The sequence below is a fragment of the Brucella ciceri genome, from assembly GCF_041930145.1.
GTDB lineage: Bacteria > Pseudomonadota > Alphaproteobacteria > Rhizobiales > Rhizobiaceae > Brucella > Brucella intermedia.
In genome coordinates, this window is the sequence record NZ_JBHEEV010000006.1 from 399,702 (window position 1) to 419,411 (window position 19,710).

Consider the following 19,710-nt stretch of genomic DNA (forward strand, 5'->3'; position numbering starts at 1 on the left):
CTGCCCCGGAGTCTTGAAGCATGAGTTTCGACAACAATTATTTTAGCGCCGATCACAACGAATATACGGCCAAGCCGCTGACCAAGGCTGGTCGTGGAATCCTGCGCGTTGTGCTGCTGTTCGGCTCTGCCGTTGTCGCCCTGGCGTTGATCATCGTGCCGATCCTCAACGATCAGGCAAACAAGATCGCGGCTCAATCGGTGTTGCCTGCCGGGATTGACCGCACCATGACCGGTTCGATCAAGCGTGACGCCAGCGCCCAGCCCCACGCACCAGGCCAGACCTATACGGTGCGCAAGAGCGTGCTTCAGCCAAGCCCCGACTCCGTCTGCATCATCGAGGCCGATGGCAGTCACCGCGGCGATTGCTGATCAGTTTTCTTCTGCCTTTTTGAGCGCTTCTGCCAGCGATGCCTTTGCGGAGCCCGGCTTCAACGGCTTCTGCTGCGATTCATGCGGCGCCCAGCCCGACAGCCAGATGACGGAGAAAGTGGCGCGAATGCGCCCGTCCGGGTCGGAGAACCGTTCGGCATAGATTTCGGCGGCGCGCAGAAACAAGCGTTTCGATACCGGCTTTCTGGAACGGTCGCGCAGGATGTTCTGCATGCCCATGGCGCGCAGGTCGGCCATCAGGTTGAACAGCGAATCATAGCGCACGGTGATGTTGTCGACATCCGTTACGGGCAGAGCGAAGCCTGCGCGTTGCAGAAGGCCGCCCACATCGCGTACGTCCGGGAACGGAAAAATGCGCGGTGAAGCACCGCCAGTGAGTTCGATTTCGGCCTGAAGAAGACTTTCGCGGAGTTCTCCAAGCGTTCCGCTGCCACACAAAGCAGCCAGAAAAAGCCCATCCGGTTTCAGCGCTCGGGCAACCTGCACCATGGCGCCCGGCGTATCGTTTGTCGCGTGCAGGGCCATCAGCGAGACGACAAGATCGGCGCTGGCGGGTTTCAGCGGAAGTATTTCCTCATCACCGACAATAGCCGGGAATGGGCCTTGCAAAAAATCCCTGTCGCGTTCGATGCGGACAATCAGGTCGGCCTTGCCGGACCGGGCAATGGCCGCCGCCGCCGCGCCGGTATGGCCAGCGAGATCGACGGCTAAGGGAAAACGGCGCTCTACAGCGTCGAGGCGGTCGGCGAGATCGTCGGCGATGCGCTGCAACAGGAAATCCGCGCCGGGTTCGGCGCGAGCAAAGGCGCGGCGGCGAAACGAGAGCAGGAGATCGCGATCGAAGATCGCGTTATCATCGGTCGGCGCAGGCATGGATTCCGTCTTCTCTTTCGAGCAAGGTTCAGTACAATCGTTGCGGGGATAGATGCATTCGAACGGGGGCGAATGCAATGGCGGATGACGACAGAACGCATCAAACCTTTTTGCGCAGCGTTGGCCAAGGGCTTCGGCAGCTTGTCGGCAGGGCTGTCCGATCATCGGCGGATACGCTGTTCCCGCCGACATGCATCGGCTGCCGGATGCATGTGTCCGAACCGGGGACATTGTGTCCGAAATGCTGGCCGGAACTGCGCTTTATCGAAAGGCCCTATTGTCCCGTCCTCGGCATACCTTTCAGCCACGATTTCGGCGAGAATTTCATGAGTGCGGAGGCGATTGCCGACCCGCCGCCTTTCCGGCGGCTCCGCTCCGCGGTTCTGCATCGGGGGGCGGCACAGCGCATGGCGGTCTCGCTGAAGTTTCATGACCGGACTGATCTGGCCCCTTGGATGGCGCGCTGGATGCAGCGCGCGGGCCGCGAAATGCTGGACGAATGTGATGTGATCCTGCCGGTGCCCCTGCATCGCTGGCGGTTCTGGCAGCGGCGGTTCAACCAGTCGGCGGAACTTGCCCGTGCCCTGGCGAAACTGGAGATGAAACCCTTCGCGCCGCAAGGCATCAAGCGGGTACGCAGGACGGAACAGCAGATCGGCCTCGGCATCAAGGAACGAAAGCGCAATGTGGACGGCGCGTTTCGCGTGCCGCAGGAACATGAGATTCATGTTCGCGGGCGCCGGGTCCTGCTGATCGATGACGTCTACACCACTGGCGCGACGGTCAAGGCGGTGACGCGTGCCTTGCTGCGTGGCGGCGCAAGAAGCGTTGACGTGCTGACGTTCAGCCGCGTTCTGCCGGATTAGGGCTCACCCTCAACACTAGCTCGTGAAAAGCTTCGGGGCTTCCAGTGGGCACCTTTGCCGCTTATATAGTGGGCAAAGAATGGAGTTTTTCATGGTTGACGTTACCATCTACACGCGCCCCGGTTGCCCATATTGCACCATGGCCAAGGAATTGCTGACTCGCAAGGGCGTGGAATTCAATGAAATCAATGCGGGAGCGACGCCGGAATTGCGCGCGGAAATGCAGGCGCGTTCCGGGCGCAATACGTTCCCCCAGATTTTCGTCGGTTCGGTTCACGTCGGCGGCTGCGACGATCTTCACGCGCTCGAAGATCAGGGAAAACTCGACGGCCTGCTCGAGACTGGCCAATTGAACTGAGGTTATTGGGAGAAACCGATGAGCACGTTCCGCGCTGCCGCAATACAGATGCGTTCGGGTACCGACGTCGTCCGCAACGTCGAGACCCTGGAGAAATTCGTCGCTGAGGCGGCGTCGAAGGGCGCGGCTTATGTGCAGTCGCCGGAGATGACCGGCGCGATGATGCGCGATCGGGTCGCCTTCAAGGCCAGCCTGCGTGACGAAGCCAATGATCTGGTTTTCAAGGCTGCTTCTGCATTGGCGGCGAAGCACGGCATCTTCCTGCATATCGGTTCAACCGCCATCGATGCGGGTGACGGCAAGATCGCCAATCGCGCCGGAATTTTCACGCCTTCTGGCGAGAAACTCGCGACCTATGACAAGATCCATATGTTCGACGTCGATCTGGATAATGGTGAAAGCTGGCGCGAATCAGCGACCTACGAGCCGGGCAGGGAAACCATTATTGCCGAACTGCCTTTTGCCAATCTCGGCATGGCGATCTGCTACGATATCCGCTTTCCGCAATTGTTCCGCGCGCAGGCGCTTGCCGGTGCCAATGTGATTACCGGCCCGGCGGCCTTTACGAAGCAGACCGGTGAGGCGCACTGGCACGTTTTGCAGCGTGCGCGCGCCATCGAGAATGGTGCATTCCTGATCTCGGCCGCGCAAGGTGGCCTGCATGAGGACGGGCGCGAAACCTATGGCCATTCGATCATCGTCTCGCCATGGGGCAAGGTTCTCGCCGAAGCCGATCACGATGAGCCGGGTGTCATCCTGGCCGACATCGACGTGGCGGAAAGCGCAGCCGCACGCGCCAAGATCCCGAACCTGAAGAATGCGCGGGAGTTCGATATACGAACTTGCTCCGCCCAACAGAAAGAGGACGCATAAATTCCATGATCCGCTTTTCGCTTCATTGCGATCAGGGCCATGAATTCGAGGGCTGGTTTCGCGACAATGCCGATTTCGACCGCCAGTCGGGAATGAAGCTGGTCGCGTGCCCGGTATGCAATTCGCAAGCGGTCCAGAAATCGCTGATGGCGCCGGCCGTTTCGACAAGCCGTGGCAAGGAGAAGATTGCCATGGCGCTGGGCGACACGCAGAAACAGATACTGGATGAGATGCGGGAATTGAGTCGCAAGGTTCGCGAGAACGCGGATTATGTCGGCGACAAATTCGCCGAGGAAGCCCGGAAGATCCATTTCGGCGAAGCCGAAACACGTGGCATCTACGGTGAAGCCTCGCGCGAAGATGTGCATTCCTTGCTCGAAGACGGTGTCGACGTTCTGCCGCTGCCGGTATTTCCAGAAGACAAGAACTGATTGCCGCGCAGGAGACAGGGCGCATGAAACTGACGGATTCAGCGCCTTTTCTGCTGATCTCAACCGGCACCTTGCTGGGGCTCATCCTGCCGCTCGGCAAGATTGCCGCGCAGGCGGGTATTCCGCCTGCCATCTGGACCTTTCTGTTTTCGGCGAGTGCCGGGATCATTCTTTTCGCGGTTCTTCGCCTGCAAGGTAAGAAGATCGGCTTTTCGGGCGGGCGGCTGCGTTATTATATCTGCACCGCCTTCGTCTCCTATGCCGTGCCCAATCTCCTCATTCTTTCCGCCATTTCGCGCCTTGGCGCCGGTTTTACCGGCATCATGTACACGCTGTCGCCGGTGATCACGCTCGTCCTATCGATGGGTTTCGGGCTGCGGCGTCCCAATGCGCTCGGGATCGGCGGTATAGGCCTGGGCTTTGTCGGCGCGGTGATGGTGGCGATGACGCGCGGCGAAGTGGGCAAGCCAGCCGATCCGCTGTGGATAGCCGCGGCATTGCTCATTCCGGTCTTTCTGGCCATCGGCAATGTCTACCGCACGCTCGACTGGCCAAAGAGCTCCGATCCGACCGAGCTTGCCGCCGGAAGCCATCTGGCGTCTGCGCTGATGCTGTTTGCCGGAATATTCTTGCTCACCGGCCAGTTTCCGATTGAAACGCTGGCGCTTGCGCCATGGGCTGCCCTTGTCCAGTCGATTGCATCGGCGGGCATGTTCGCCCTGTTCTTCCGCCTGCAGGCGGTCGGCGGGCCAGTCTATCTCAGCCAGATCGGCTATGTCGCGGCGGCGTTGGGGCTTATTTCGGGAACACTGTTCCTCGGCGAACATTATCCGCCGCTGACCTGGATCGGTGCGCTGGTCATTTGCGCTGGCGTTGCAATGACAACGCGCGCGCAAAAAGGCTGAGAAGATCAGGCGGGCCGTTCGGCAAGCACCATATAGTTCACGTCGGTATCGCGGGAGCGGTTCCAGCTGTCAGCAAGCGGATTATAGGTTACGCCAAGCTTATCGATGAGCCGCAGGCCGCCTTTTGCCAGTGCGGATTCCAGCTCTTCCGGGCGCACCAGTTTCTCATATTGATGCGTGCCGCGCGGCAGCCAGCGCAGGACATATTCCGCGCCGATGATGGCAAGGCCGTAAGCTTTCAGCGTGCGGTTGATGGTGGCGACGAACATCAATCCGCCGGGCTTCACCATTTCGCTTGTCGCCGACATGAACAGGTCGACATCGGAGACGTGCTCGACCACTTCCATATTCAGCACCACATCAAATTTTTCACCGGCTTCCGCCAGCGCCTCTGCGGTCGTGGCCCGGTAGTCCACCTCGACGCCACTTTGTGCTGCGTGAATTTTCGCCACCTCGATGTTCGTCGTGGAAGCGTCCGCTCCGATCACGGTTGCGCCAAGACGCGCCATCGGCTCGCAGAGCAGCCCGCCGCCGCAACCGATGTCGAGGAGGCGCAGGCCTTCCAGGGGACGCTGCGCATTGGGGTCGCGGTTGAACCTGGCGCAGATTTTTTCCTTGATATAGGCAAGCCGCGTCGGATTGAACTTGTGCAAGGGGCGGAACTTGCCCTGCGGGTTCCACCATTCCGCAGCGATGCGTGAAAAATGCTCGATTTCCGAAGCGTCGATGGTGGTGCGGGCGGTCTCGGTCATTTCATTCTCCAGCGGCGGAAGCGTGCAGGTCTGCTTTCAAGGTAGTACTCCAAAGTCGAGGAACAAATCAAATTCGCTCTCAGGAGCCCCGATGCGAATCGCGGCCTTGCGGAAGCGCGACATATTAGCTATGTGACCCCGGGTTTGCCTGTCGCAACAATATAAGGTTTGGGCAGGTGAGAGTGTAATTTTTCTAAAGAGCGGGACGTATCCTTAAATGGCGCGCATCGTGATGAAATTCGGCGGCACTTCGGTGGCCGATCTGGAACGCATCTATAATGTGGCGCGCCACGTCAAACGCGAGGTCGAAGCGGGCAATCAGGTTGCCGTCGTCGTTTCGGCCATGTCCGGCAAGACCAACGAGCTGGTCGGCTGGGTGCAGAACATGCCGAAGGTCTGCGGCGCAAGCTCGCCTTTCTACGATGCGCGCGAATACGACACCATCGTCGCTTCCGGCGAGCAGGTGACGAGCGGACTTCTGGCGATTGCGCTCCAGTCCATCGGCGTCGATGCGCGTTCGTGGCAGGGCTGGCAGATTCCGATCAAGACCGACAACGCCCATGGCGCGGCGCGTATTCAGGAAATCGACGGTTCGGAAATCATCCGCCGCATGGAAATGGGGCAGGTTGCAGTGGTCGCCGGTTTCCAGGGCCTGGGTCCGGACAACCGCGTGGCAACGCTTGGACGCGGCGGTTCGGATACCTCCGCCGTCGCCATTGCGGCCGGCGTGAAGGCTGATCGCTGCGATATCTATACGGATGTGGACGGCGTCTACACCACCGATCCGCGCCTGGAGCCGAAGGCGAAGCGCCTTTCGAAGATTTCCTTCGAGGAAATGCTGGAAATGGCGTCGCTCGGCGCCAAGGTTCTGCAGGTGCGTTCCGTCGAACTCGCCATGGTGCACAAGGTGCGCACTTTCGTGCGCTCGAGCTTTACGGACCCAGATGCGCCGGGCATGGGTGATCCGATCAACCCGCCCGGAACCCTTATTTGCGACGAGGATGAAATCGTGGAACAGCAGGTCGTCACAGGTATCGCCTTTGCGAAGGATGAAGCTCAGATCTCGCTGCGGCGCGTGGCCGATCGGCCGGGCGTATCGGCGGCAATTTTCGGACCGCTCGCCGAAGAGCACATCAATGTCGACATGATCGTGCAGAACGTGTCGGAAGACGGCTCCAAGACCGACATGACCTTCACCATTCCGACCGGCGACATCGACAAGGCGCTGAAGGTGCTGGACAAGGTCAAGGGCGAGATCGGCTTCGACAATATCCAGTCGGAAACCGGCCTTGCCAAGATTTCCGTCATCGGCATCGGCATGCGCAGCCATGCGGGCGTTGCCGCGACCGCCTTCAAGGCGCTGGCCGAAAAGGGCATCAATATCCGCGCCATCACGACGTCCGAAATCAAGATTTCGATCCTGATCGACGGTCCTTATGCAGAGCTTGCCGTGCGCACGCTGCATGCGGTCTACGGTCTCGATAAATAATCAACAGGATTAGCATCTGCTTTGGAGCTTTGCCGCGTAACCGAAAGGGTGCGCGGCATCGCAACATTTTGCGAGGCGCGACTATTTGTTCTGGACGCGGGTGTCAAAAATGCTCACAAAGGGATTGGCGTAACGCATCGCGGGCGGGTATTGGGAAATCGGCTGGCGAAGGCGCGCCAGCAACCTGAAAGGAGCCCCCGACGATCATGCGTGAGCTGACAACCGGTCCCCGCGTACTGCTCAAGCGGTTGCGCGAATTGATGGCGGAGCCGCTGGAACCGCAGGCGCGCCTTGACCGGATCGTCCGTGAAATCGCGCAGAACATGGTCGCGGAAGTCTGCTCCTTCTATATATTGCGCGCCGATGGCGTTCTCGAACTCTACGCGACCGAAGGTCTTAATCCGCAGGCTGTTCACCTGGCCCAGCTTCGTCTCGGCCAGGGTCTGGTCGGCACGATTGCTGCAAGCGCCCGTCCGCTCAACCTGACCGATGCGCAGAGCCATCCAGCCTTCGCCTATCTCCCGGAAACAGGGGAAGAGGCCTATAATTCCTTCCTTGGCGTTCCCGTCCTTCGCGCTGGCCGCACTTTGGGCGTTCTTGTCGTCCAGAACAAGACCAAGCGGGCTTATCGCGAAGACGAGGTCGAAGCACTTGAAACCACCGCCATGGTCCTTGCCGAAATCATCGCGACCGGCGACGGTCTGCGCCTTGCCCGTCCGGGCATAGAGCTTGATCTCGGTCGTCCGATGAGCGTGACGGGACATGCTTTCAACGACGGTATCGGCCTTGGCCATGTGGTGCTGCACGAGCCGCGTATCGTCGTCACCAATCTTTTCAACGAGGACAGCCAGGCGGAGCTGAACCGGCTGGACGAAGCGCTTGGCTCCTTGCGCATATCCATCGATGACATGCTCTCGCGCCGTGACGTGGCGGTGGAAGGCGAGCATCGCGAAGTGCTGGAAGCCTATCGCATGTTTGCCCATGACCGCGGCTGGGTGCGGCGGCTGGAAGAAGCCATCCATAACGGCCTGACCGCCGAGGCGGCGGTCGAAAAGGTGCAGAGCGACACACGCGCGCGCATGGTGCATCTGACCGATCCCTATATGCGCGAGCGCCTGTCGGATTTCGACGATCTTGCAAACCGTCTGCTGCGCCAGCTCATGGGGCATGACATCAAGACCATCGCCGAATCACTGGTCAAGGATGCGATTATCGTCGCCCGGTCGATGGGGGCTGCCGAGCTTCTGGATTATCCGCGCGAGCGCTTGCGCGGCGTCGTTCTGGAAGATGGCGCGGCCACGAGCCATGTCGTGATCGTCGCCCGCGCCATGGGCATTCCCGTGGTCGGCCAGGCCAAGGGCATCGTCTCCATGGCGGAAAACAACGATGCGGCCATTGTCGACGGCGACGAAGGCATTATGCATCTGCGCCCGCAGGCCGATCTGGAAACGGCTTATGCCGAAAAGGTTCGCTTCCGGGCACGGCGTCAGGCCCATTATCGCGAATTGCGGGACAAGCCATCCGTCACCAGGGATGGTGTCGATATCTCGCTTCTGATGAATGCGGGGCTGCTGGTCGATCTGCCGCAGCTTTCGGCGTCCGGAGCGGCGGGTATCGGCCTGTTCCGAACCGAGCTTCAGTTCATGGTGGCTTCCACCTTCCCCCGAGCCGAACAGCAGGAACGTCTCTATCGCTCCGTCATCGAGGCGGCGGGCGACAAGCCGGTGACTTTCCGGACGCTGGATATAGGCGGAGACAAGGTTCTTCCCTATTTCAGCTCGACCGTGCAGGAAGAAAATCCGGCGCTCGGCTGGCGCGCCATCCGCCTGACGCTCGATCGTCCGGGCCTGCTGCGTACCCAGATAAGGGCGCTTTTGAAGGCGGCGGGCGGGCGCGAGCTGAAAATCCTGCTGCCGATGATCACGGAAGTGAGCGAGGTGAAGGCCGCACGCGAGATTATCGATCGTGAAGTCCGCCACCTGTCGCGTTTTGCCCACCAGTTGCCGATGTGCCTGAAGCTCGGGGCGATGGTCGAGGTGCCGTCGCTGCTCTGGCAACTCGAGGAACTGGTGTCGCTCGTTGATTTCATTTCCGTCGGCTCGAACGACCTGTTCCAGTTCCTGATGGCGACGGATCGCGGCAACTCGCTGATGTCTGGTCGCTTCGACCAGCTTTCGCCAGCATTCCTGCGCGCGCTGCGACACATTGTGGAGACCGGCAACCGGCATGGCAAGCCGGTTACCCTGTGCGGTGAAATGGCCAGCAGGCCGCTTCCCGCCATGGCGCTGGTGGGTATCGGGTTCCGGTCGATTTCGATGTCGGCCGCAGCCATTGGTCCGGTCAAGGCCATGCTTGGCGCGCTGGACGCGGGCAAGCTCACCGCCTTGCTCAAGGAAGAGCTGGACAAGCCCAACAGCGCGCATTCGCTGCGCGAACTGCTGATGAGATTTGCCGAAGACAACGATATTCCGTTATAGCGAAGCAGATTGACCTGACTGGACGGCCGCAGTGCAGGATTGCGCGGTGTCTTGTTTCGTATTTTTGCAAGCGTTGATAATTTCTAGGACATGATATGATCGCATTGCCGCAGGATCGGATGGACCAGCTCTTGAAGCGGTTCTCCATGATCGAAAGCCAGATGGCCAATAATCCGGATTCGGAAACCTATGTGAAGCTCGCATCGGAATATTCCGAACTGCAGGAAGTGGTGGGCAAGATACGCGAACTGACCGACGCACGCAGGGAAGCGGTCGATCTGGCGGCGATGCGTGACGATGCGGCCACGGACGCAGAGATGCGGGCGCTGGCGCTGGAAGAACTGCCGGAAGTCGAAAAGCGCATCGGCACGCTGGAACAGGAAGTGCAGATTCTCCTTCTGCCCAAAGACGCAGCCGACGAGAAGAACGCCATCCTGGAAATTCGTGCCGGTACCGGCGGTCTTGAAGCCGCGCTCTTCGCTGGCGACCTGTTCCGCATGTATGAGCGTTATGCCGCCGAAAAAGGCTGGCGGGTCGAACTGGTCTCGGCCAGCGAAGGCGATGCCGGCGGCTACAAGGAAATCATCGCCACCGTTTCGGGCAAAGGCGTGTTCTCCAAGCTCAAGTTCGAATCAGGCGTGCACCGCGTGCAGCGCGTGCCTGAAACGGAAGCTGGCGGGCGCATCCATACATCGGCTGCGACAGTCGCGGTTCTGCCGGAGGCCGAGGACATCGATATCGAGATACGCAACGAAGATATCCGCATCGATACGATGCGGGCTTCGGGTGCTGGCGGGCAGCACGTCAACACGACCGACTCGGCTGTGCGCATTACGCATATCCCGACCGGCATCATGGTCGTGCAGGCTGAAAAATCCCAGCATCAGAACCGCGCCCGCGCCATGCAGATCCTGCGTGCCCGCCTCTATGACATGGAGCGCCAGAAGGCCGAAACCGAGCGTTCGGAATCGCGCCGCAGCCAGGTCGGCTCGGGCGACCGGTCCGAGCGTATCCGCACCTATAATTTCCCGCAGGGCCGTGTCACCGATCACCGCATCAACCTGACGCTCTACAAGCTCGACCGGGTGATGGAAGGCGATCTGGACGAACTGGTCGATGCGCTGATTTCCGATCACCAGACCGCACTTCTTACCGAACTGGGTCAGTAAGGTGGGTGAGACGCGCCTCGACCGGCTGATGGCCGATGCACGGGCGAGGCTCCGTGCGGCAGGACTGGATACACCAGACCTCGACGCGGGGCTTCTGGTCGAATGGGCGACGGGCAGGACGCGGCTCGACCTGATATCCGCGCCGGAGCAACTGGTGGATGGCGCTGCCATCGAGACGCTTTCCGATGCACTGGAGCGACGCGCTAAAGGCGAACCGGTTCACCGGATCATGGGGGTTCGCGAATTTTTCGGCCTGCCTTTCCGGCTGTCCGCCGAAACGCTGGAACCCCGACCCGATACGGAAGCGCTGGTGGAACTGGTCATTCCGGCACTGGACGTGCTCGCGCAGCAGGAGAACACGCTTGAACTTCTCGACATGGGGACGGGAACGGGCGCGATCATCATCTCGCTTCTGCATCGCTTCGAGAGTGCGCATGGCGTCGGCCTCGATATGGCGGAAGGGGCGCTGGTAATGGCGCGAATCAATGCCATCGCCAATGGGGTAGGCGACCGTTTCGCCGCGCTCAAAAGCGACTGGTTCCAGCATGTGAGCGGGCGGTTTCATCTTATCGTCTCAAATCCGCCCTATATTCCGCATGAAGACATTGCGGGGCTGTCGCGCGAAGTACGCGAACATGATCCGCTTGCGGCGCTTGATGGCGGCGCGGACGGACTGAATTTTTACCGGGCCCTTGCACAGAAGGCCGCAGATCACCTATATAGGAAAGGAATGGTTGCCGTAGAGATCGGCGCCGGACAATTCCAGGATGTAGAAGCGCTGTTCGAAAGCGCAGGTTTTTCACTCGCAGGACATGCAAGTGATCTTGGCGGCCACAGAAGGGCCATGCTTTTCGCGCTCAGATCGAATACGTAATTTTGATGCGGCGAACCGCTAAAAAACACTTGGAATTTGCGGCGAAGCCGTTTAGTTTCCGGCCACCGTATACAGCCAGAATGGTTTTGCCCGCTGATGGGCGGTGGCGGAAATGCTCCATGACGATTTTTGGTCATGCTCCCTGGAGGGTTCTTTGGGGATGGCTTGTGCGGAAGTACACGACTTTCAAGCATAATCTCGAAGAGCAGAGCTTTTCGGAATGGTTATGCATTAATGCAACCGCGGAGTTTCGGTGACCTTCAAATGGTGCACCTAACTCAGGAGCAGTCGATTTGTGGGAAGTTTTTAGGGCGTACTTCCTCCATGGCTCGATAGCGTGAAACCGGCAGCTTTTTTGGCTGTGGAGTTTCTACGCCCTTTAATCTGAAAAGAGATGAATATGAGGCCAGCACAGCAGAACAGGCGCATGCGCGGACGGGGGAATAACAATAACAACAACAACCGCAAGGGCCCCAATCCTCTGTCGCGCAACTATGAAAGCAACGGCCCGGATGTGAAGATCCGCGGCAATGCGCAACATATTGCAGAAAAATACTCGGCGCTTGCGCGCGATGCACAGGCATCTGGCGATCGCGTGATGGCCGAAAACTATCTTCAGCACGCTGAACATTACAATCGCATCATCATGGCTGCCATGGCGCAGAATCCGGTGCCGTTCCAGCGCGAAGAAACTTTCGACGATGACGGCGCGGATGACGAGGAAGCAGTTTTCACGCCCGCCGCAGTGCAGCAGCCCGTCAACGGCTCCGGCCCGCAGCCGGTCATCGAAGGCACGCCAGCCGAGGTTGTCTACGGTGAGGAAAGCGGCGAGCCGGTAAAGTCCGGCGAAGGTCGCCAGCAGCCGCGCGAACGCGACAATCGCGACCGCCGTCTCGGTCGTGGCCGCCGTCCGCAGCGCGAGCGCTTCAACGCCGACGAACGTTCCGACGAACAATCGCCGGAAAAGCAGGCTCAGCCGGAAGCAGGAGAAGTTTCGGCCCCCGTTGAGGCCGTCGCCGCGCAGGCTGCTCCGGCAGCCGCCGAGGCTGCGCCTGCCGCCGATGCAGCACCGGCCGAAGAGGCAGCACCGCGCCGCGCCACGCGCCGCCCGGGCCGTCCGCGTCGGGCCGCAAAGGATAGCGGTGACGAGACGCCGGTAACGGAAGCGGCGAATTCCGACGCCTGATCGTTTCCTCGGATTGACTTCAAAATGGCGCGGTTTCCGCGCCATTTTTATTTGGTTCTCCAAGTACCTGTGACCCTTGCCGAAACCCGGCCATCGTCCCATATGCTGTCTTGGAAAGAAGCTCGCCCAAAGTGGGGGCTTCGTCACCATACATCTTCTGGTGCCGCATGACGGGCCGGAAGGCAAAGGAGACATCATGAACATTGAAAAATACACGGAACGCGTTCGCGGTTTCATTCAGTCTGCACAGACATTCGCGCTATCGTCCGGCAACCAGCAGTTCACACCGGAACATGTGTTGAAGGTTCTCGTCGATGACGACGAGGGACTTGCCTCCTCGCTGATCGAACGGGCAGGCGGGCGCATTGCCGATGTGCGCATCGGACTGCAGACCGCGCTCGAAAAGCTGCCCAAGGTATCGGGCGGCAACGACCAGCTTTATCTTTCCCAGCCGCTTGCCAAGGTCTTCTCGCTTGCCGAGGAGCTTGCCAGCAAGGCCGGTGACAGTTTCGTCACCGTGGAGCGCCTCCTGACGGCGCTGGCGATGGAAAAATCCGCAAAGACGTCTGAAATTCTTTCCGCTGCCGGTGTGACGCCGACGGCTCTCAACAAGGTCATAAACGACATGCGCAAAGGCCGCACCGCCGATTCGGCGTCTGCTGAAAGCAATTATGATGCGTTGAAGAAATATGCCCGCGATCTGACTGAGGATGCGCGTTCGGGCAAGCTCGACCCGGTGATCGGCCGCGACGAGGAAATCCGCCGCACCATCCAGGTTCTGTCGCGCCGCACCAAGAACAACCCGGTTCTGATCGGTGAGCCGGGCGTCGGCAAGACTGCAATCGCGGAAGGTCTGGCGCTGCGCATCGTCAATGGTGACGTGCCAGAATCCTTGAAGGACAAGCAGTTGATGGCGCTCGACATGGGCGCGCTGATTGCCGGCGCCAAATATCGGGGCGAGTTTGAGGAACGTCTGAAAGCAGTGCTTTCGGAAGTGCAGACGGCGGCCGGACAGATCATCCTGTTCATCGATGAAATGCATACGCTCGTCGGTGCAGGCAAGTCCGATGGCGCAATGGATGCATCGAACCTGTTGAAGCCTGCCCTTGCACGTGGCGAACTGCACTGTGTCGGCGCGACGACGCTTGAGGAATACCGCAAATATGTCGAGAAGGATGCAGCGCTTGCCCGCCGTTTCCAGCCGGTATTCGTCGATGAGCCGACCGTCGAGGATACGATTTCGATCCTGCGTGGCCTGAAGGAAAAATACGAGCAGCATCACAAGGTGCGCGTTTCGGATTCGGCTCTGGTTGCCGCGGCAACCTTGTCGAACCGTTACATCACCGACCGTTTCCTGCCGGACAAGGCTATCGATCTTGTCGATGAGGCCGCGTCGCGTCTGCGCATGCAGGTCGATTCCAAGCCGGAAGAACTGGACGAAATCGACCGCCGCATCATGCAGCTGAAGATCGAGCGTGAAGCGCTGAAGGTGGAAACCGATGCCGCCTCCAAGGATCGTTTCCAGCGCCTGGAAAAGGAGCTGACCGATCTGGAAGAGGAATCGGCGGAACTGACGTCGAAATGGCAGTCGGAAAAACAGAAGCTCGGACTTGCCGCCGATCTCAAGCGCCAGCTTGAAGAGGCGCGCAATGCCCTCGCCATTGCGCAGCGCAGCGGTGAATTCCAGAAGGCGGGCGAACTTGCCTATGGCACGATTCCGCAATTGGAAAAGCAGCTCGTCGAAGCGGAAAGTCAGGAAAACAAGGGTTCCCTGCTTGAGGAAACCGTTACGCCCGACCATGTGGCGCAAATCATTTCCCGCTGGACGGGCATCCCGGTCGACCGGATGCTGGAAGGCGAGCGCGAGAAGCTGCTGCGTATGGAAGACGAACTCGCAAAACGCGTCGTCGGCCAGGGCGAGGCGGTGCAGGCAATCTCGAAGGCGGTTCGCCGTGCGCGCGCCGGGCTTCAGGACCCCAACCGTCCTATCGGTTCGTTCATCTTCCTCGGCCCTACGGGTGTCGGCAAGACGGAGCTGACCAAAGCGCTCGCCGCGTTTCTTTTCCAGGACGACACGGCCATGGTTCGTATCGACATGTCGGAATTCATGGAAAAGCATTCCGTGAGCCGGCTGATCGGTGCGCCTCCCGGCTATGTCGGCTATGAGGAAGGCGGCGTTCTGACGGAAGCCGTGCGCCGGAGGCCCTATCAGGTGATCCTGTTCGATGAGATCGAAAAGGCGCATCCGGATGTGTTCAACGTGCTGTTGCAGGTGCTGGACGACGGACGTCTGACCGACGGGCAGGGCCGCACGGTTGATTTCCGCAACACGGTCATCATCATGACCTCCAACCTCGGTGCCGAATATCTCGTCAATCTTGGCGAGAAGGACGATGTCGAATCGGTGCGCGAGGAAGTGATGGGCGTAGTGCGGGCTGCCTTCCGTCCGGAATTCCTGAACCGTGTCGACGAAATCATCCTGTTCCACCGGCTGCGCCGCGAAGACATGGGGGCAATTGTCGATATTCAGATGCAGCGTCTCCAGATGCTTCTGAGCGATCGGAAGATCGTGCTGCAACTGGAAGAGGATGCACGCGAATGGCTGGCCAACAAGGGTTACGACCCGGCCTATGGCGCGCGTCCTTTGAAGCGCGTGATCCAGAAGGAAGTACAAGACCCGCTCGCCGAGCGCATTCTTCTGGGCGACATTCTGGACGGTTCCATCGTCAAGATCACTGCCGGTTCGGACAGGCTCAACTTCCGTCCGATTCGAACTGCGCAGGAGGATGAAAGCCGCAAGGTCGACGAGAACGCCTGAACGTTCATGAGTTGAAAGCCATGGGCGCCGCAACCGGACAGGTTGCGGCGCCTTTTTCATATGAACCCTGACAAGTTTTCCGGTTTTCGGCCGACCTCGGCCATTTTCATGTCCAGTTCATCTGGCATCTGCTTTATCAGCTAATCAGTTATTAACCATATTCGCGGCATCCATGATCTCTCGATCACCCAGGGCATTCTTCATGGCGCATTACACACGCATGCTTCGTTTCGCTTTGTTTGCTTCCGTTGCGGCAGTTGCCGTCGATGGTTCTGCCCGCGCCGACGAAAGCAGTTCTGCAACGATTGCCGAGCGCCCGGTACAGCTTGCGCAGCTTTACGATCCGGGTGAGGAAATCTATCATGATCGCCGGGTGCGGGTGTTCATCGATCAGTATGGCCGCCGCGTTACCATGGATCGCCGCGGGCGTATCCTCAGTGTCGAGGATGCCAACAATTATGATCCGAACGCCTATGATCGCCGGGTTCGCCGCGCACCGCAGCCGGATGACAACTGGACGCTCGATGGCCCGGTCGATGGCGGCGCGCCCTATGATGGTTTTGGCAATGTGCCCGAGGACCCGAATTATTACCCTGATGCTCCGGCAGCGCCGCAATATGGCGGCAACCGGGACGGACAGGTGCAGCGGTCGGAACTGCCACCGGCAGGCGATCAGTATCCGGACAATACCAATTCAGCCAGCGCCAATCCCGGCTATGATGGCCAGCAGGATTACGGCCAGCCCGGTTATGAGCAGCCGCGCGGTGTTCTCAATCCGAGCGATATGGCTCCTGCCATCGAAATGCCGAAAGGGCAGGGCGCCAAGGCAAGGATTGCAGCCTATCAGGTACTTCTTGACCGTGCTGGCGCATCGCCCGGCGTCATTGACGGGCGTTCGGGAAGCAATGTCGACAAGGCGGCAGCAGCCTATGGCGAACTGACCGGCAAGTCGGTCAATCCGACGGATGAAGCCGCCGTCAATGCGGAGCTTGAGGCCACCGGCGGCCCGGCTTTCACCGAATATACCATCACCAACGAGGATGTGGGGCGCCAGTATGTTGCCTCGATCCCGGAAGATTATGCCCACAAGGCCCAGCTTCCCGCAATGGCCTATACTTCGGTCACCGAAATGCTGGGTGAAAAGTTTCATATAGACGAAGCCTATCTGAAAGAGATCAATCCCGGCGTAAACTTCAACCAGCCCGGTTCGATCGTGAAGGTTCCCAATCTCGGCAAGCCTGTCCGGACCAAGGTGGCCCGCATCATCGCGGACAAGGGACGCAAGCAGGTTCGCGGCTATGACGAAACCGGCAAGCTGGTCGTTGCCTATCCCTCGACCATCGGTTCGTCCGACAATCCGTCGCCGTCCGGCACCGTTCAAGTCGAGCGTATCGCGATCAATCCGAATTACACCTATAATCCGAAGATCAATTTCAAGCAGGGTAACAACGACAAGGTTCTGACCATTCCGCCTGGCCCGAACGGCCCCGTCGGCACGGTCTGGATCGCGCTTTCAAAGCCGACCTATGGCATTCACGGCACGCCCGAACCATCGAGAATCGGCAAGACATCGAGCCATGGCTGCGTGCGATTGACCAACTGGGATGCGGAAGAGCTGGCAAAGCTGGTGAAGGCTGGCGTAACGGTCGAATTTACCGAATAAGCATTTCGGTAAATTCAAAGAAATGGGCGGACCTTTCCCGGTCTATCCGGAGCGTTTCCCGTTCAAGCTGAATCGCCGGAAATGCTCTATTCTTTTGTTTTGCGCACGTCCTTGCTCTGAAAAGCGCTTTCCCCTTCCGGGCGTCACGCTCTATCAACTCTTGGCCGATCCGTTCGAGGCGAGCTTGGTGCCGTTATCATCGCTGTTCAAAAGTGCGTCGATGCGGTCACGTTCCTGCTTGAAGGCTTCCAGTTCCTTGCCGGAAAGCGCCTTGTTGTCCGGCAGGCGAATGCGCAGCGGGTCGACCTTGGTGTCGTTCACGATCAGTTCGTAGTGAAGGTGAGGGCCGGTCGAAAGGCCCGTCGATCCCACATAGCCGATCACCTGTCCCTGCCGCACGCGTGCGCCTGCGGTGACGCCGCGGGCGATTGCGTTCTGGTGGCTGTAGCTGCTCACATAGCCGTTGGCATGGCGGATGAGGGTCTGATTGCCGTAACCGTTGGTCCAGCCGGCCTTTTCCACAACACCATTGCCCGAAGCGATGATCGGTGTGCCGCGCGGTGCGGCCCAGTCCACGCCGGTATGCATGCGGCTATAGCCGAGGATCGGGTGGCGGCGCATGCCGAATGGCGAGCGGAAGACACCATTGGGAACCGGATTACGCAGCAGGAACTGCTTCGCGCTCTTGCCGTCGCCGTTGAAATAATCGACGCTGCCGTCCGGGGCCTGATAGCGATAGAACTTGCGGGTCGTCCCACCAAAATTGGCCGCCACGTAGAGAAGCTGCGAATCGGCTTCGGGCTTGTCGGGATCATCCGGCAGCGAGAAGAATGCGTCGATCTGGTCGCTTGGCGACAGACGTGACTGCAGGTCGACATCGCTTGCAAGCATCTTGATGAGCTGCTCGCGCATCGTTTCCGACATGCCATAGGCGAGCGCCGCCCGGCTGATCCCGTCATAGACGCTGGGGAGGTTGCCGCGAATTGCCGTTGGCAATGCGTTGCCGTCGAAAGCCGTCTGCAGGAGCGGGGTCTGTTCCGGTTCGTCGGACGGTATATATTGTCCGCGATCGTTGAGGGCGACCGTCACCAGATGGGTCGTGCGATTATAGATGCTGGCGCGCACGATACGGTCCACGCCGTCACGGGTTTCGGTGCCTACCCTCAGAACGCTGCCTTCCTTCAATCGGGGCGAGTTCATCAGCTTGGTAAGCGAGTCGGCCATGTTTCCGGCATCGTCGCCGGTGTAGCCGGCATCTTCAAGCGCCTGCGTAATTTCGGCTGTCTGGCGGAAAGGAATCAGTTCTTCTGAAAAACCTTCGCTGACCGTATCTTCATCGCCGCGCTGGGCGACGCTGACATTTTCCTGCGTAATCTTCACACCAAGCGCGGGGCCGAGCGCGAACGGAGAGTCAGAGCCGCCAAAACGGGCGGGGTCGACATAATGAAGCGAGGCGACCTGCACGTCCCCGTCGGTGAGGAGGCCGCCCGTATCCCGCACGACCTTTTCGACCTCATCGACGGTAAGGTCGCTGGAAGCGTCGAAGGTTGTGCTGTTCATCGGGAAGTCGACGACATGCAGGCTGACTTCGCTTTCCACCTTTGCGCCGTAAATCTGGCCTGCATCGGCAGGTTGCGGTGCCGCCGGGCCTTCCGAGAATACGGTCAAGGCGTCGAATGCCGGATATTTGCGGTTGGTCGGATGATCGACGGCAAGGGCCATGCGGACGAATTCGAAGGGCCGGGTCCGGATAACCTCGCGCTCACCCACTTTCTGCATCGTGGAAAGATCGAAACGGCGCCGGTCGCGCGGTTTCTGCTGCGAGACGGTGCTGACCAGACGTCCGCCCTTGGTAACGTCGACATCGTCAGTCGCACCCGGCATGTCGTTTCGGGCAAGGATTTCAGGCGGAGTGGCCAGCTGTTCGCGCCCGTCCAGGGCGGCAAACAGTGCGACGCCGATCAGCATGCATGACGTTACGCCAGTCAGGAAGGTTCCAGCGAGCCAGCGGGCAGAAACTTCACGACGATCCGGAGGCCGCCGCCGTCCGCCTACGCTGAGCGGGGGCTCGTCACCCGGATCGAGATTGTTCGGCCCCATGTCTTTCATACTGCTGTAGCCGGTCCTTCTTTATAACTGACAGCACGAACGTGCTTGAAATCGTTTTGTCGGAGAAGCGGAGAGCCGCCAATCCGGTATCAAGGTGTCTTCCATTCTGTCGGAAGGCTCCCAAACGGGCATGTGAGTTTTGCCTGCCGAAGAAACGTAAGTCAACGACAAGCCTGCCCGACAACGATATCCACAATCCCCCGCAAGGCGCGTCGATTGCCCGTTTCGAAAATCCGGCAGAAGCTATTCGGGCAATAAGGCCGGTTTAAGGCCCTCCCAAGGGCTGGAGGGACAATGAGAGCCCTATAATATAAGACGAATACGTGGAAATCCGGCGGCTTGTGGAAAGCTGTCAAAAAAACATCAAAAAACTTCCTTGATGCTGTTGACAGATAGCAGAGGTCCCCCCTATATACGCCTCCACAACGAGGGCGGCGGCGCCGCAAGCGGCAGGCTGATGCGTCCTTGGAGTTGG

16 protein-coding genes are annotated in these 19,710 nt (G+C 59.6%); 13 read left to right on the plus strand and 3 right to left on the minus strand.

What is annotated here, in order from left to right; genetic code table 11:
• The first annotated feature begins 20 nt into the window (after positions 1 to 20).
• Positions 21 to 371, plus strand: a complete 351-nt coding sequence (locus JNC63_RS14945; RefSeq protein WP_063620383.1) for a hypothetical protein — start codon at positions 21 to 23, stop codon at positions 369 to 371.
• Here JNC63_RS14945 and JNC63_RS14950 read toward each other — a convergent pair whose 3' ends face one another.
• A complete protein-coding gene (locus JNC63_RS14950; RefSeq protein ID WP_063620384.1) occupies positions 372 to 1,265 on the minus strand; it encodes a methyltransferase domain-containing protein in 894 nt (297 codons plus the stop codon).
• Between the two features lie 77 nt (positions 1,266 to 1,342).
• Here JNC63_RS14950 and JNC63_RS14955 point away from each other — a divergent pair, with 77 nt between their 5' ends.
• The 5 genes from JNC63_RS14955 (at position 1,343) to JNC63_RS14975 (ending at position 4,698) form a co-directional block, all read left to right on the plus strand.
• The gene (locus tag JNC63_RS14955; protein WP_063620385.1) at positions 1,343 to 2,131 is read left to right on the plus strand and encodes a ComF family protein; all 789 of its coding nucleotides are present in this window, start codon (positions 1,343 to 1,345) and stop codon (positions 2,129 to 2,131) included.
• 91 nt (positions 2,132 to 2,222) lie between these two features.
• The gene (grxC, locus tag JNC63_RS14960; protein WP_025092179.1) at positions 2,223 to 2,489 is read left to right on the plus strand and encodes a glutaredoxin 3; all 267 of its coding nucleotides are present in this window, start codon (positions 2,223 to 2,225) and stop codon (positions 2,487 to 2,489) included.
• A gap of 18 nt (positions 2,490 to 2,507) precedes the next feature.
• Positions 2,508 to 3,362: a carbon-nitrogen hydrolase family protein gene (locus JNC63_RS14965; RefSeq protein ID WP_025092180.1), complete on the plus strand. Its 855-nt coding sequence runs from the start codon at positions 2,508 to 2,510 to the stop codon at positions 3,360 to 3,362.
• A 5-nt stretch (positions 3,363 to 3,367) separates the two neighbouring features.
• Positions 3,368 to 3,793 (plus strand): DUF1178 family protein, encoded by a 426-nt coding sequence (locus tag JNC63_RS14970; protein ID WP_021586571.1) that lies wholly within the window; start codon positions 3,368 to 3,370, stop codon positions 3,791 to 3,793.
• Between the two features lie 23 nt (positions 3,794 to 3,816).
• On the plus strand, positions 3,817 to 4,698 hold the full coding sequence (locus tag JNC63_RS14975) for a DMT family transporter (protein WP_063620386.1): 882 nt from the start codon (positions 3,817 to 3,819) through the stop codon (positions 4,696 to 4,698).
• 5 nt (positions 4,699 to 4,703) lie between these two features.
• Here the strand turns inward: JNC63_RS14975 and ubiG are convergent, their stop codons facing one another.
• The gene (gene ubiG, locus JNC63_RS14980) at positions 4,704 to 5,450 is read right to left on the minus strand and encodes a bifunctional 2-polyprenyl-6-hydroxyphenol methylase/3-demethylubiquinol 3-O-methyltransferase UbiG (RefSeq protein WP_063620387.1); all 747 of its coding nucleotides are present in this window, start codon (positions 5,448 to 5,450) and stop codon (positions 4,704 to 4,706) included.
• Between the two features lie 217 nt (positions 5,451 to 5,667).
• Between ubiG and JNC63_RS14985 the strand changes: the two genes are divergently transcribed.
• The 7 genes from JNC63_RS14985 (at position 5,668) to JNC63_RS15015 (ending at position 17,126) form a co-directional block, all read left to right on the plus strand.
• The gene (locus tag JNC63_RS14985; RefSeq protein ID WP_006467884.1) at positions 5,668 to 6,939 is read left to right on the plus strand and encodes an aspartate kinase; all 1,272 of its coding nucleotides are present in this window, start codon (positions 5,668 to 5,670) and stop codon (positions 6,937 to 6,939) included.
• 206 nt (positions 6,940 to 7,145) lie between these two features.
• Positions 7,146 to 9,416: a phosphoenolpyruvate--protein phosphotransferase gene (gene ptsP / locus JNC63_RS14990; protein WP_006467883.1), complete on the plus strand. Its 2,271-nt coding sequence runs from the start codon at positions 7,146 to 7,148 to the stop codon at positions 9,414 to 9,416.
• Between the two features lie 95 nt (positions 9,417 to 9,511).
• Positions 9,512 to 10,585, plus strand: a complete 1,074-nt coding sequence (prfA, locus tag JNC63_RS14995; RefSeq protein WP_025092183.1) for a peptide chain release factor 1 — start codon at positions 9,512 to 9,514, stop codon at positions 10,583 to 10,585.
• Positions 10,586 to 10,613: 28 nt separating this feature from the next.
• Positions 10,614 to 11,459 (plus strand): peptide chain release factor N(5)-glutamine methyltransferase, encoded by an 846-nt coding sequence (gene prmC / locus JNC63_RS15000; RefSeq protein ID WP_063620390.1) that lies wholly within the window; start codon positions 10,614 to 10,616, stop codon positions 11,457 to 11,459.
• 400 nt (positions 11,460 to 11,859) lie between these two features.
• Positions 11,860 to 12,645: a DUF4167 domain-containing protein gene (locus JNC63_RS15005; protein WP_063620391.1), complete on the plus strand. Its 786-nt coding sequence runs from the start codon at positions 11,860 to 11,862 to the stop codon at positions 12,643 to 12,645.
• Positions 12,646 to 12,841: 196 nt separating this feature from the next.
• On the plus strand, positions 12,842 to 15,463 hold the full coding sequence (gene clpB / locus JNC63_RS15010; RefSeq protein ID WP_021586566.1) for an ATP-dependent chaperone ClpB: 2,622 nt from the start codon (positions 12,842 to 12,844) through the stop codon (positions 15,461 to 15,463).
• 202 nt (positions 15,464 to 15,665) lie between these two features.
• The gene (locus tag JNC63_RS15015) at positions 15,666 to 17,126 is read left to right on the plus strand and encodes a L,D-transpeptidase (RefSeq protein WP_063620388.1); all 1,461 of its coding nucleotides are present in this window, start codon (positions 15,666 to 15,668) and stop codon (positions 17,124 to 17,126) included.
• Positions 17,127 to 17,279: 153 nt separating this feature from the next.
• On the opposite strand, the gene JNC63_RS15020 is transcribed toward JNC63_RS15015, so the two are convergent.
• Entirely contained in the window at positions 17,280 to 19,235 is a 1,956-nt protein-coding gene (locus tag JNC63_RS15020; protein WP_063620389.1) for a M23 family metallopeptidase, read from the minus strand.
• Positions 19,236 to 19,710: the final 475 nt, after the last annotated feature.

Bases quoted from the DNA above. Each gene is read 5' to 3' on its own strand.
- JNC63_RS14945 (WP_063620383.1), top strand. From the start codon at position 21: ATGAGTTTCGACAACAATTATTTTAGCGCCGATCACAACGAATATACG.
- JNC63_RS14950 (WP_063620384.1), bottom strand. From the start codon at position 1,265: ATGCCTGCGCCGACCGATGATAACGCGATCTTCGATCGCGATCTCCTG.
- JNC63_RS14955 (WP_063620385.1), top strand. From the start codon at position 1,343: ATGGCGGATGACGACAGAACGCATCAAACCTTTTTGCGCAGCGTTGGC.
- grxC (WP_025092179.1), top strand. From the start codon at position 2,223: ATGGTTGACGTTACCATCTACACGCGCCCCGGTTGCCCATATTGCACC.
- JNC63_RS14965 (WP_025092180.1), top strand. From the start codon at position 2,508: ATGAGCACGTTCCGCGCTGCCGCAATACAGATGCGTTCGGGTACCGAC.
- JNC63_RS14970 (WP_021586571.1), top strand. From the start codon at position 3,368: ATGATCCGCTTTTCGCTTCATTGCGATCAGGGCCATGAATTCGAGGGC.
- JNC63_RS14975 (WP_063620386.1), top strand. From the start codon at position 3,817: ATGAAACTGACGGATTCAGCGCCTTTTCTGCTGATCTCAACCGGCACC.
- ubiG (WP_063620387.1), bottom strand. From the start codon at position 5,450: ATGACCGAGACCGCCCGCACCACCATCGACGCTTCGGAAATCGAGCAT.
- JNC63_RS14985 (WP_006467884.1), top strand. From the start codon at position 5,668: ATGGCGCGCATCGTGATGAAATTCGGCGGCACTTCGGTGGCCGATCTG.
- ptsP (WP_006467883.1), top strand. From the start codon at position 7,146: ATGCGTGAGCTGACAACCGGTCCCCGCGTACTGCTCAAGCGGTTGCGC.
- prfA (WP_025092183.1), top strand. From the start codon at position 9,512: ATGATCGCATTGCCGCAGGATCGGATGGACCAGCTCTTGAAGCGGTTC.
- prmC (WP_063620390.1), top strand. From the start codon at position 10,614: ATGGCCGATGCACGGGCGAGGCTCCGTGCGGCAGGACTGGATACACCA.
- JNC63_RS15005 (WP_063620391.1), top strand. From the start codon at position 11,860: ATGAGGCCAGCACAGCAGAACAGGCGCATGCGCGGACGGGGGAATAAC.
- clpB (WP_021586566.1), top strand. From the start codon at position 12,842: ATGAACATTGAAAAATACACGGAACGCGTTCGCGGTTTCATTCAGTCT.
- JNC63_RS15015 (WP_063620388.1), top strand. From the start codon at position 15,666: ATGGCGCATTACACACGCATGCTTCGTTTCGCTTTGTTTGCTTCCGTT.
- JNC63_RS15020 (WP_063620389.1), bottom strand. From the start codon at position 19,235: ATGAAAGACATGGGGCCGAACAATCTCGATCCGGGTGACGAGCCCCCG.